11 protein-coding genes and 2 pseudogenes are annotated in these 11990 nt (G+C 67.1%); 5 read left to right on the top strand and 8 right to left on the bottom strand.

Features of this window, described 5'->3' with window-relative positions; all coding sequences use genetic code 11:
• The first annotated feature begins 13 nt into the window (after nucleotides 1-13).
• Together Q1U94_RS00245 and hisC are read left to right on the top strand one after the other, a co-directional pair.
• Nucleotides 14-772: a methyltransferase domain-containing protein gene (locus Q1U94_RS00245; protein ID WP_300540643.1), complete on the top strand. Its 759-nt coding sequence runs from the start codon at nucleotides 14-16 to the stop codon at nucleotides 770-772.
• A 13-nt stretch (nucleotides 773-785) separates the two neighbouring features.
• Nucleotides 786-1874 carry a histidinol-phosphate transaminase gene (gene hisC, locus Q1U94_RS00240; protein WP_300540640.1) on the top strand — a complete coding sequence of 363 codons (1089 nt, stop codon included), beginning with the start codon at nucleotides 786-788 and terminating at the stop codon, nucleotides 1872-1874.
• Here hisC and Q1U94_RS00235 read toward each other — a convergent pair.
• The 5 genes and pseudogenes from Q1U94_RS00235 to ftsE all read right to left on the bottom strand — a co-directional run.
• Nucleotides 1871-2878, bottom strand: a complete 1008-nt coding sequence (locus Q1U94_RS00235; RefSeq protein ID WP_300540638.1) for a DUF2125 domain-containing protein — start codon at nucleotides 2876-2878, stop codon at nucleotides 1871-1873. The genes hisC and Q1U94_RS00235 overlap by 4 nt on opposite strands.
• Nucleotides 2879-2934: 56 nt before the next feature.
• Entirely contained in the window at nucleotides 2935-3615 is a 681-nt protein-coding gene (locus tag Q1U94_RS00230) for a lysophospholipid acyltransferase family protein (protein WP_300540635.1), read from the bottom strand.
• 35 nt (nucleotides 3616-3650) lie between these two features.
• Complete coding sequence (locus Q1U94_RS00225) at nucleotides 3651-4238, bottom strand: YdcF family protein (RefSeq protein WP_300540632.1); 588 nt, start codon at nucleotides 4236-4238, stop codon at nucleotides 3651-3653.
• A gap of 96 nt (nucleotides 4239-4334) precedes the next feature.
• Nucleotides 4335-5252 carry a hypothetical protein gene (locus tag Q1U94_RS00220; RefSeq protein ID WP_300540631.1) on the bottom strand — a complete coding sequence of 306 codons (918 nt, stop codon included), beginning with the start codon at nucleotides 5250-5252 and terminating at the stop codon, nucleotides 4335-4337.
• 133 nt (nucleotides 5253-5385) lie between these two features.
• Nucleotides 5386-6069: pseudogene (gene ftsE / locus Q1U94_RS00215) on the bottom strand (cell division ATP-binding protein FtsE); the annotation flags it as partial.
• Nucleotides 6070-6132: 63 nt separating this feature from the next.
• Here ftsE and Q1U94_RS14095 point away from each other — a divergent pair.
• Nucleotides 6133-6237 (top strand): annotated as a pseudogene (locus tag Q1U94_RS14095) (MJ0042-type zinc finger domain-containing protein); the annotation flags it as partial.
• A gap of 27 nt (nucleotides 6238-6264) precedes the next feature.
• Nucleotides 6265-6909 carry a DUF3426 domain-containing protein gene (locus tag Q1U94_RS00210; protein WP_300540627.1) on the top strand — a complete coding sequence of 215 codons (645 nt, stop codon included), beginning with the start codon at nucleotides 6265-6267 and terminating at the stop codon, nucleotides 6907-6909.
• A gap of 173 nt (nucleotides 6910-7082) precedes the next feature.
• Here the strand turns inward: Q1U94_RS00210 and Q1U94_RS00205 are convergent, their stop codons facing one another.
• The 3 genes from Q1U94_RS00205 to argH all read right to left on the bottom strand — a co-directional run bounded on the left by Q1U94_RS00205 (nucleotide 7083) and on the right by argH (nucleotide 11289).
• The gene (locus Q1U94_RS00205) at nucleotides 7083-9632 is read right to left on the bottom strand and encodes a DUF4175 family protein (RefSeq protein ID WP_300540625.1); all 2550 of its coding nucleotides are present in this window, start codon (nucleotides 9630-9632) and stop codon (nucleotides 7083-7085) included.
• A gap of 68 nt (nucleotides 9633-9700) precedes the next feature.
• Nucleotides 9701-9862: a lipoprotein gene (locus Q1U94_RS00200; RefSeq protein WP_300540624.1), complete on the bottom strand. Its 162-nt coding sequence runs from the start codon at nucleotides 9860-9862 to the stop codon at nucleotides 9701-9703.
• A gap of 2 nt (nucleotides 9863-9864) precedes the next feature.
• Nucleotides 9865-11289, bottom strand: a complete 1425-nt coding sequence (gene argH / locus Q1U94_RS00195; RefSeq protein ID WP_300540621.1) for an argininosuccinate lyase — start codon at nucleotides 11287-11289, stop codon at nucleotides 9865-9867.
• A 27-nt stretch (nucleotides 11290-11316) separates the two neighbouring features.
• Between argH and Q1U94_RS00190 the strand changes: the two genes are divergently transcribed.
• Complete coding sequence (locus Q1U94_RS00190) at nucleotides 11317-11904, top strand: TlpA disulfide reductase family protein (RefSeq protein WP_300540618.1); 588 nt, start codon at nucleotides 11317-11319, stop codon at nucleotides 11902-11904.
• The last annotated feature ends 86 nt before the right edge of the window (nucleotides 11905-11990 follow it).

The following is an 11990-nucleotide window of genomic DNA, read 5'->3' as shown; positions in this document are numbered from 1 at the left end:
GGGAGTATGACCAGTGCGCCGCGACGCCACTGAACTCGACCGCTTTTACCGCACCCGCCAAGGGCGCACCGCCCGGCGCATGATCGCGCGGCGGATTTCCGCCCTGTGGCCGGATGCGCGCGGGCTGGACGTGCTGGGCCTGGGCTTTGCGAGTCCCTATCTGGCTGCATTCCAGGCCGAGGCGCGTCGTTGCGTCGCCTTCATGCCGTCCGAACAGGGGGCAATCGTTCCATCCGCCAAGGGCGTGCCGACGGCGCTGGGTGACGAAGTGCGCCTGCCCTTTACCGAGGCGATGTTCGACCGCATCCTGCTGGTTCATGCGCTGGAAGAGGCCGAGGCGCTGCCGGCGCTGCTGCGCGAAATCTGGCGGGTAATGGCGCCCGAGGGCCGGGTGATGCTGGTCACCGCTTCGCGTACCGGTGTCTGGGCACTGTCCGACAAGACGCCTTTCGGCCATGGCCGGCCGTTCACGCGCAGCCAGATTTCCCGGCTGCTGGAAGATGCGCTGCTGGAGGCGACTGCGTGGTCGTGTGCGCTCTATGCCCCGCCTTGGGGCTGGACCACACACCGCCGCATTGCATCGGTCTGGGAAGAGATCGGCGAATATGCCTGGCCAGGCCTGGGCGGAGTGATCCTGGCCGAGGCCGTCAAGCGGACCGGGGCGGCACTGCCGGCCCGGCGGACTGCGCCTGCACGCGCCCGCGCACTTGAAGGGCGCAGCCGCCCCGCGCTATCTCCCCGTCACCTGTCCGAACGGACGCCCAACGACTGAAGAAGGACGTTTCATGGGTATTCAGCCTCGCGCCGGCATTCTCGACATTCGCCCCTACAAGCCCGGATCGTCGGAAGCGCCGGGGGTCGAAAACCCGGTGAAACTCTCTTCGAACGAGAATGCGCTGGGGTGTTCGCCCAAGGCCGCCGCGGCCTTCGAGGCGGCAAGCACGCGCCTGCACCTTTATCCCGACGGCGGCGCCACCAAGCTGCGCGAGGCGATCGCGCGGGAAGAGGGGGTGGATGCGGACAATATCGTCTGCGGCTGCGGGTCCGACGAACTGCTCCAGCTTCTGGGCCGGGCCTATCTCAATCCCGGCGACAAGGTCGTGCAGTCGCAATACGGTTTCCTGGTCTATCGCCTGGTGGCCATGCAGTGCGGGGCCGAACTCGTGTGCGCACCCGAACGCAATTACACAACCGATGTGGATGCGGTGATCGGGGCGGCCGGAGACGATGCCCGCATCGTCTTTATCGCCAACCCCAACAATCCCACCGGCACCTATATTCCGGACGCCGAGATCCGCCGTTTGCGCGATGCCCTGCCGGACACCACCCTTCTGGTGATCGACGCCGCCTATGCCGAATTCGTCAGCAATGCCGACTACAATGCCGGCATGGATCTGGCGCGCGAGCGCGACGATGTTGTGGTCACCCGCACTTTCTCCAAGATCCACGGTCTCGCAGGCGCGCGTCTGGGCTGGGCCTATGGCGACAAGTCCATCATTGACGTGTTGCACCGGGTGCGCGGCCCCTTCAACGTCAACCTGCCGGCCATTGAAGCCGGCGCTGCGGCGATTGCCGACCGGAGCTTCATGAAAAAGTCCGCCGATCATAATGCGGAATGGGTCGCCTGGCTGCGCCAGCAGATCGGCGGCCTGGGCCTGGAAGTGACGCCCAGCGTGTGCAATTTCGTGCTGATCCATTTCCCGGACACGCCGGGCAAGAGGGCGGCCGATGCGGATGCGTTTCTGACGTCGAAAGGCCTGATCGTGCGCGGGGTGGAGCCCTATGGCCTGCCCAACGCGCTGCGCGCCACCGTCGGCAAGGCCGATGACAACCGGCGTCTGGCCGAGGCGCTGGGCGAGTTCGTAAACGCTTAGCCGTCGATGCCGCCGAGGCGGACAGGCCCCAGATAGATGCCGCCGTCATGGATGCGGAAGGGCAGGGAAACGCCCTCCGGTCCGCGGGGCGCCAGCATCGCTGCCAGGCGCAGGGCCTGCTCGTTCTCCTGCGGCACAACACCGGCCTCGACCAGGGCGTCGGCGAGTGCGTCCGGATCGGTGATGCGCAGCGACAGGCGGCCATCGGGGCGGGCCAGGGCGTCGATGGTGAAATCGCCGGTGCCCGTGATGTGCGCCGGCCCCCATTCCAGTTCGGACTCGGCAATATGCAGCACGCCGCCGGCATCGCGCCAGGCCAGTGCATTGGCGCCGCGCGCCAGGGCCGACCACTGGGTTACTTCCAGATCGACGCGGGCGATATGCGCGGTCCCGCCGAAGGCGTTTTCCACCTGGCGGTCCAGCACGCCGGCCGCAGCTGTCACACCGCGCGCGGTGACGCGCAGGCGCAGCCGGTCGTCATCCTCGACCAGGCCTGAGAGCAGGAGTTCCTCGATCGAGCGGATATCGGGCGGCAGACCGGCGTGGGTCGTGATGTCCAGATCGCGCAATTCGGCACCGACGCGTTCGGTGTCTCCGTTTTCGTCATAGACAAGGCTGATGCGTGCATCCGTCGCGTTCAGCTCCAGCGCGCTGCCCGGCTCGGTATAGTCCTCAAGGAAGAAGGGGCCGCCGAAAGCAACGATCCAGTGCGAGAAATCGTGTGGCATGGCGTTGGCGCGAAGGGCCGTGAGGTGGGCAAACCAGCCGCCGTCGCTGTCCGGCGCACGAAAGCGCGGATTGTCGATATGGATGGAGAAACGGTACGGGTAGCCGCCCACGCCGATCCCGGCATGTTCGATCGTGTAGCCGGCCGCTTCCTGCTCGGCGATCCAGCCCTCGACACCGGCGCGGATGCGTGTCCCGGCATATATCCAATAGGCCGAATACAGCACCAAAAGCAGAACAATGCCGCCAATGGGCCAAATCAGTCTGGACCGCGTCATGCCTGGCCTGCCTTCCCCAACTATGCCGGGTTCAACCGGTCCCGGCGAGAATGCGGCTATCCCTCGCCCATGCCCTCGAGTTTGCCGGACGCCGCATTGATGCGCTCATGCAATTGCCGCAGGAAGGCCGGTTTGTCGAGGCCCGGAGGTATGGCGGGGAGGAATTCCACCACGATCCGGCCCTTTCGTTTCAATCCGCAATAGGATTTCAGGAATACGCCGGAATTCAGCGCGACCGGCACACAGGGCACGTTCATCGACAGGTAGAGCCCGGCAATGCCGGGTTTGAAATCGGGCGCCTCGCCGGGTGCCACGCGGGTGCCTTCCGGAAAGATCAGCACCTGGCGGCCTTGGCTGCCGCGCCGCGCTGCGTCCCGAAGCATTTTTTTCAGTGCCTTGGCGCCGCCCGTCCGGTCGATGGAGATGTTGCCCAGCTTGACCGCAAACCAGCCGAAGAAAGGCATGTAGATCAGGGATTTTTTCAGGATGATGGCCGGGTCCGGCAGGATTTCCCAATAGGCCAGCGTTTCCCACATGCTCATGTGTTTCGACGCCACCAGCGCGCCTTCGGCGGGCAGGTGTTCGCGGCCGCGCACCTCGAAGGTGATGCCATAGATCCAGCGCAGGCCGAACCAGAGGCCTTTCAGGTAAAGCCGCAGATAGGCACGCGACCAGCTGCGCGGGGCCAGCAGAAGCGGCAGGCCGATCAGGCCCATGGCCACCATCAGCCCGTACATATATAGATAAAAAACGTAAGATTTCAGCGTGTTCATCAGGCTTGTTCCGCGCGCGGGGCGACCGAATACCGTACCCAGACGGCGGTGTATTTGGCGTATTCCTGCAGCCAGAGCCGGGCGGCACGTGCATTGTGCCAGGGTGGGGGGGTGCGGACGGGATAGGGGATCAGTTCGACACCGGGCATCAGCGTTCTCATCTCCAGCAGGCTGCGCGGCAGATGATAGTCCGAGGTGACGATGATCAAGCTTCGATAACCGTTCTCGCGCACCAGCATGCCGGCCTCGCGGGCATTGCCGATCGTGTCGGTCGCTTCGCGGCCGAGCACGACGCAGCAACTGAATTCGGCATCGGTGAGCCCCGTGTGACGCTTGATGTCGTCGACTGTGGCCGAGGGGTGGACGCCGGAGATCAGCAATTGTGGCGAACGGCCGTCGCGAAGCAACTGCCCGCCGGTGGCCAGCCGGCCTGTATCGCCGGTCAGCACGATGATCGCGTCGGCGCGCTGCGAGACGGGCGGCGGGTCGTAGCGGGCCACCCTTATGGCATAGGACATGAAGCCGCCGATCAGAATGGCGACGAAGAGAAAGGCCAGGGCACGCAGCCCGTCCCAACCCCGGATCATCGGCGACTCCCGTCCGACTGTTGGCCGGCGGTGCGGACCGCGGCCGGTGCTGACACTGACTCAACCAGCCGATCCCGGCCGTTTCGTGGCGACATTCTACCAGCGTCCCCTCAGGTCCGAGACCACGGCCAGGCGGGCGGAAATGGCGGCGGTCAGGCCCGCCAGCAGCGGCGCGCCGCCCAGTAGCAGGAGTTCGAACGGGGCGGCGTCCCATTGCGGCAGGAAAAACGCCATGTCGGCGGGAGCGCGGCCCAGGCTGACCAGGATGGAGACCAGGGCGGCGATGACCGCGCCGGCGACACCGGACTTCAGGCCCAGCATGAAGAAGCGGCGCTGGAACAGGCCGGCGATAAACCGGTCCTCAGCCCCGCACAGGTGCAGTGCATCGATCACATCGACCCTGGCGGCCAGGCTGGCCCGGGCTGCGAAGGCGACGACGGCGGCCGCTGCACCGGCCAGGAGGGCGAGCAGGGAGAGGCCCAGCGTCTGCGCCGTACGCGCGGCGCGGCGCACTGCGCCGGCCCAGCGCGAATGATCGTCCACGGAGGCTGCAATGCCCGCGGCATCGAGCTCGGCCTGCATGGCCGCCACGGCGATGCCTCCGTCCCGGACGGTGGCGGTGTCGAGTTCCACCTCCACCAATAGCGGCAGGGGCAGGTCGTCGGGCAGATTGCCCTCGCCCAGCCAGGGTGCGAGCAGCGAGAGGGCGTGATCGCGATCGTGCGCCGTCGCATCGCGTACGCCGGACAGGCCGCGCGCGATTTCGGCGGCCCGGGCGGCGTCCTCGCTTGTGTCGCGGTCGCCCACCGGGCGGACTTGAATGGTCAGGCTGCCTTCCAGATCGCTGGTCCAGGCCTGTGCCTGTACCCACGCGCCGCGCGCACCCAGGGCCGCAATACAGGCAAGAAAGACGAGGATGGCCGCGACAAGGAAAAGCGGTCGATCGCGCCCGGTATCGGGCGGCAAGAGCCGGCCGCTGCCGCCTGAAGGCGGTTTGGGCAAGGCATCAGTCATCGCCATCCTCCCCCTCGTCCGCCGATACCCGGTTTCCGGCCGGCCGGCCGGCCTGTGCGACCGAGTCCAGCGCCTCGCGGCCATCCGCTTCGCGGGCTTCGGCGTGCCGCTGGCGCTCGCTGCGCGGCGGGCGGATATGCAGATGCCCGTTCGACAGGGTCATCACCGGCGCATCGATCATCCGCACCAGCTGCAGGTCGTGGGTGGCGATGACGATGGTCGTGCCCAGCTTGTTCAGTTCGACGAAGAGGCGCAGCAGCCGCATGCCCATTTCCGCATCGACATTGCCCGTCGGTTCGTCGGCAATGAGGATTTCCGGCTGTCCGACCACGGCGCGGGCGATCGCCACGCGCTGTTGTTCGCCGCCCGACAGCGTCGGCGGCAGCGCCGTCATCTTGTCGCCCAGCCCGACCCAGGCCAGCAGCTCGGCCACGTCTTCGGCATAGTCGGATCGCTTCCTCCCGGTGACGCGCAGGGGCAGGGCAACATTGTCGAACACGCTCAAATGATTGAGCAATCTGAATTCCTGAAAGACCACGCCAATGCTCCGGCGCAGATCCGGCAACTCGCCTCGCGGCAGCGTCGCGGCATCGCGGCCGAAAAAGCTGATCAGTCCGCGCGAGGGTTTGGCGGCCAGATAGATGAGTTTGAGCAGTGAAGTTTTGCCAGCACCGGATGGTCCGGTGAGAAATTGGAAAGAACCGCGTGGTAAATCAAACGACAAATCGCGCAGAATCTCCGGGCCGCGTCCGTATCGCATGCCGACATTGTCGAAGCGGACGACCGGTTCGGGATCGCTGTGCGGGGAAGCGGTCATACTCGGGCTGATGGAGAACCTCCACTGACGCGGGTGAGCCAAGTAGGACGAAACCGACTCACTATGAGCATAGTACTCAGCTGTCCGTCCTGTTCCACGCGTTATCGCGCCAGTCCCGATGCGATTGGCGCGGCCGGCCGGCGTGTGCGTTGCGCATCCTGCGGCCATGTATGGACTGCCGAGGCTGAAATTCCAATGGATCAGGCCGGTCCGCAAGAGGCCGCGGCAGTCTCCGAAGCGGGAATGCAGGAGCCGGCGGCCCAGCCCCACAAGGCCTTCCGGGCGCGGCAGGAAAAGAAGCGCCACACCCTGTCGCTCGCCGCTGCGGGCGGGGCCTGGGGTGCGCTGATGGCGGCCTGCGCCCTGCTTTTCGTCGGCGCCTGGATCTTCCGTGTCGACATCGTCACCCTGTGGCCGCGTGCCTCTTCGGCCTACGCCGCGGTCGGCGCCGAAGTGAACCCGTACGGTTTCTCGATCGGCGAGCTGGATATCCGACGCGAGACCGATCACGGCGTGCCGCTGCTGGTGATCGAGGGGGATATACACAATTTCGACCGCCGTTCGCGCGATGTGCCGGGGCTTCGCGCCATCCTGCGCGACAGCGAGGGGGCGTCGGTTCTTGAGTGGCAGGTCTCCATGCCGGCTGGCCGGGTCCGGCCGGGCAAGCGCCACGACTTCCGCACCGTCGTGTCCGACCCGCCGCCCCACGCGGTGGAGGTCGAGGTGGTGCTGATGAGCGAAGCAGCCAGGGGCAATGTCGCGCATGAGGCTCCCCGTCCACGGCCGGGGCACGAAGATCCCCCGCAAACCCGGACGGCCGGAGCTGACGGGCATCGCTAGCACGTGTTGCCGGGGACGGAGGATGGCAATCTGTCCTCCCCCTTCTCGCCAATCCCGGACGGCCGGCGCGCCCCGTCGGCGTTTCGTGTATTGCCGGTATCCGGAGTCGCGCATGTGAGCGGTTCCCGGCTCTGGGCTGTGCTCCGGCGGGCAAGAGCGACGGGTAGAGGCGCTCAGAACCGGTCGAGCAGGCGTTCGATATAGTCTAGTTCTTCCTGGGTCAGCCCCGTGTCGGCGGCGCGGTCGCGCAGGCGTTCCAGGATCTCGCGGGCGCGGGCGCGGCTCATTTCGTCGGGAATGTCCACGCCGGATCCGTCGGCAAAGGCGCCTTCGGCCGGGCGTCCCAGCGGGTCGCGATTGTCTTCGCCGGACCCGGCCTGTCCCTGCCCCTCTTCCATGCGTTCCAGAAGCTCGCGGGCGAGTTCCTCGGCACCGGCACGCAGGTCGGCCAGAGCCCGTTCCTGGGCGGCCAGTGCGCCGTCGGTATCGCCCTGGCGCAGGGCGTTCTCGGCCTCGCGCATGGCCTCGCCCGCTGCATCCAGGCTCTCCCGCCCTCCCTGGCCGGGCAGGCTTTCGGCGGACTCACCGAAACGTCCCGCCAGCTGTCCCTGGGCATCGGCCAGTTGTTGCGTGTTCGAACCGCCCCCCTGGTTCTCGGCCAGCGATTGCGGGCCTTCGCCGGACTGGCCGCCTTGTGGCTCGGCCGGCTGACCACTGCCTTCGCCGTCACCCGGTTGCTGCTGGTTCAGTCCGAAGGTCTGGTCCTGCAGGTTGCGCTGATCGCCGATCACTTCGCCGAGCTCTTCCAGCGCTTCGCGCATGGCTTCAGAGACAGGGTCGGACTGCTGGCCGTCACCGCCACCCCGCGCGAGTTGCATCTGCATGTTGCGCAGCATTTCGCCGAGCGCGGCCAGAGCCTGGCGAGCATCGGCCGTGTCGCCCAGCTCGGCGGCTTCGCGCAGCGCTTCCAGCATGTCCTGCAGGGCCTGGGTGTCGACCGAGGGACCGCTATTGCCTTCGGCAAACCGGCCCTCTTCGGCGGCCTCGCGGGCCAGGGCCGCCATGTAATTCTCCATGGCCGCTTCATAGGCTTCGAACAGGGCCGCCAGCTCGGTCTCGTCGGCGCCGCGGGCCAGGGCTTCCATCAGGGCGCGCTCGGCCGCGCGCAAGGCCGCCTCCGCGTCGGCCAGCGAACCCAGTTCAGCACGCAGGGCGATATGCCACAGGTCGGTTTCCAGCCCGTGCAGGCCCTCCTGGCCGCGCGAACGGCGCAGCCGGTGCACGGTTTCGCGGATGCCCAGATAGACCACCGGATCGTCGAAGAAATGCTGTGGCGCATCGGTGATCGCATCCAGGGCCCGTGCGGTGTACTGGAGGCCGTCCGGAGCGCGTTCGATCCGGCGCTGCGGCTCCTCGGCCAGATAGGGCGGGCCGGGTGGAATATCCTCGGCGGTGAGGGCCGGGCGTTCGGGCAGTGGGGCATAATCCGCCGATGCGGACATGACACCGCGCCGCTGTTCGGCGACGGCACGGGCAAGCGCGTCCAGAAAGACGCGCTCAGGCAAGGTCACGCCCAGCGGCGGGGATACGCCCTCATTGCCGGCGGCGTCGCTGGCGACCATGCGGATGGTCACGCGCGACCCGGCCAGCGGATGGCGGGCCGTTTCCAGCCGTGTGCCCAGGCCCTCCGCCTCGCCGCGCAGCGGCGTCACCCCGACGGCATCGATTTCGAGACGCTGCCAGGACGCATCGCTGTCATTTTCGGGGCGCAACTCCAGCGCATAGCCGGTGGGGCCGTAGTCGTCGGTGACGGAAAAGCGCAGATCGAGTTCGCCCGCGGCGGTCGCTTCGGGAACGGAAAGCAGGCGTACACGGGGCGGATTGTCAGGAATGATGGACAGTGTCCAGGTCTGACGCGTGCCCGGCGCCGCCAGGCGCGCTGTGGCATCGCCATCGACGGGCGCGCGGATCTCCCACACGCCGTCACCGATCGAATTGGGTTCGGCGCGCGCCGTGCCGGCCTCTCCGCGCAGGGTCAGGCGCGGTGCCCGGCGGCTGCCGGCGATCCGGGCCACGAAGGTCGAGCCCTCGGGCACGTGGGCGCTGTGTTCGTCTGCGGCCAGGAAGACCGGTGCGCGGCCCGTATAGGCAGGCGGATCGATCCAGGCGTCGACGCCGAGCGTCTCTCCGCCCGCGATAATCGGGGTCAGGCTGAAGGCTTCGCCCAGCCGGTCGCGCGCCGCCGGACCGGCGATCAGCCAGGCCGAAGCGACGAGCACGGCGAAGACCCCGCGCAGCGCCCATACGTCGGTTCTGGCCCAGGCCGCACGGGGCCGGCGGGCATGGGCCCCGGCCAGGCGCCGGGCCATGCGGTTACGGTGTTCGGACCAGACCGAACGCGCGACGGGATCGCGTTCGACGGGCTCATCGGCCAGCGCTTCGTGAGGCCGCGCCTCGATCCCGCTGTCCTCTTCCACCCGGCGGGCGATCTCGTCCCGGGTCGGCCAGGCAAAGCTGTGCAGTCCGCGCCAGGTCAGCCAGGCCGCGGCCATCAGTGTGCTCAGCGCATAGAGCGCACGCCACGGGTCGCCGATCCAGTCCCACAGACCCAGGAGGGAGAGGATGGCAAAGGCCGCAAGCCAAGCCAGTCCGGGCCAGAGCAGGGGCACGGAACGTTCCCAGAGAAGGGCGAACAGGGCAACGAGGAGCGAACGGCGACGCATGGGCGAAAGCCTATCATGACGGCGTGAATACACGAGCATCGCCTGCATTACGATTTTGAGAGCCGGCGCTAGCTGTCGCCGTCCTCATGTCCGGAGCCGTCGGCGCCGTCTTCCTGCTCAGGCGGGTCGCCCCACAACGGGGGCGGACGGTCCAGATCGCCGCGCAGGCCGCAGGCGGTAACCGCCAGGGCGCCAAGCACGGCAAGGGTGAGACAGGTAAGACGCTTCATGGCTATTTCCCCAGGCGAGCCTTCCAGGCAGCCAGCTGTTCGCGAATGCGAACCGGTGCGGTGCCGCCGAAACTGGTCCGGCTTTCCATCGATGCCCGCGCACTCAACACGGAAAACACGCGTTCGTCGATGCCCGGTTCGATGCTTTGCATGTCGGCAAGGTCCAGCGCGGCCAGCGGCACGCTCTTGCGTTCGGCCATCTTCACGATGGAGCCGGCGATATGGTGAGCTTCGCGGAAGGGTTTGCCCAGCTCGCGCACGACCCAGTCGGCCAGGTCGGTCGCGTCGGAATAGGCTTCGCCGGCTGCCGCCTCCATCGCCGCGCCATTGAAGGAGAGATCGGCGGTCATGCCGGCCATGGCCAGAAGGGCAAGCTCCAGATCGTCGATCGCCTGGAAGACCGGCGCCTTGTCTTCCTGCAGGTCCTTGGAATAGGCCAGCGGCAGGCCTTTCACCACGGTCAGGAGACCGGTCAGCGAACCGATGATCCGCCCCGGCTTGGCGCGTACCAGTTCGGCGGCGTCGGGATTGCGCTTTTGCGGCATGATCGAGGAGCCGGTCGACCAGGCGTCCGACAGGGAGGCAAAGCCGAAACGCCGCGTGCACCACAGCACGATTTCCTCGGCAAAACGCGACAGGTTCACCGCGCAGATCGAGGCGGCCGAGAGCACTTCCAGGGCGAAGTCGCGCGCGGCGACGCCGTCGAGCGAATTGGCCATGGGGCGGTCGAAACCCAGCGCCTTCGCCGTCATATCGCGGTCTATGGGAAAGGCCGTGCCGGCCAGAGCCGCGCAGCCCAGCGGGCACTCGTTAAGACGCCTGCGGGCATCGGCGAAGCGGCCCCGGTCGCGCTGGGCCAGTTCAACATAGCTCAGGAGGTGGTGCGCCAGGGAGACGGGCTGGGCGGTCTGCAGATGGGTGAAACCGGGCATGACCTGGTCGACATGGTCGTCGGCCTGCGCCAGCAGTGCGCGCTGATAGGCGGCAAGCTGGCGATCGATCCGGTCGCAGGCATCGCGCAGCCAGAGCCGAAAGTCCGTGGCGACCTGGTCATTGCGCGAGCGCGCCGTGTGAAGCCGGCCGGCCGGCTCGCCGATGATTTCCTTGAGACGCGCCTCGACATTCATGTGCACGTCTTCCAGTGCCGCAGACCAGGCAAACTCACCGGCATGGACCTCCTCACGCACTTGTTCCAGGCCCCGGCGGATTGCCGCAGCATCCGCGCTTGAAATCACACCGGTTTCGCTCAACATCTGGGCATGGGCGAGGGAGCCGTCGATATCCTGATCGGCCATGCGCTTGTCGACATCGACCGAGGCATTGATCGCCTCCATCACCGCCGACGGCCCCGCCTCGAATCGACCGCCCCACATCGCGCTGGAGCCGGGGGTGGAAGCAGTCGTGGGGTTTTTCGTGTCCTTGGCCATGAATGTCCCGCCGGTAAGGAGAAGAAGATGAAGATGTCGCCCCTCAAGGCAGGACTGATCGCCATGCCCGTCTTCGGTTTGCTGGCTTTCCTATACGTGGTGTTCTCGGCCATGGACAAGGGCGATGCCGGAGGGCTGGACAGCTACGCGCGGGGCGCCATGCGCAATTTCGTCTCGCGGGACGATGCTCCCGCGCAACCCGATGTCGCCTATGTCGACGAGAACGGCGAAGAGGTGCGCCTGTCGGACTATCGCGGGCAGGTTATCCTGGTGAATTTCTGGGCGACCTGGTGCGGTCCCTGCGTGGAGGAGATGCCCGCCCTGGACCGGTTGCAGGGCGAGCTGGGCGGTGGGGACTTCCAGGTCGTCACGGTCTCGCTGGACCGGTCCATGGATGACGTGCTGGCCTTCTTCGAGCGCATTGATCTGGAACATCTCCCGATCATTCACGACACCAACCTGGCCAGTTTCTCGCGCATCCAGACGCCGGGCCTGCCGACCTCGATCCTTTACGACCGCCAGGGCCGCGAGCTGGGCCGTGTGACGGCACCGGCCGAATGGGACAGCGAGGATGCGAAGGCACTGATCCGCGCCGCGATTGCTCGCGGGGTGTGAGGATGCGAGCGCGGTGATCGACCGCGCGATCTGAGGAAAAGAGGCCCGTCCACAACGCGGACGGGCCTTCAAGTTGGATTCCTTGC

The organism is Maricaulis sp. (assembly GCF_030149515.1).
Classification (GTDB): domain Bacteria; phylum Pseudomonadota; class Alphaproteobacteria; order Caulobacterales; family Maricaulaceae; genus Maricaulis.
Note: the sequence above shows the minus strand (reverse complement) of the source record. Positions and strands in the feature narration are given on the sequence as shown.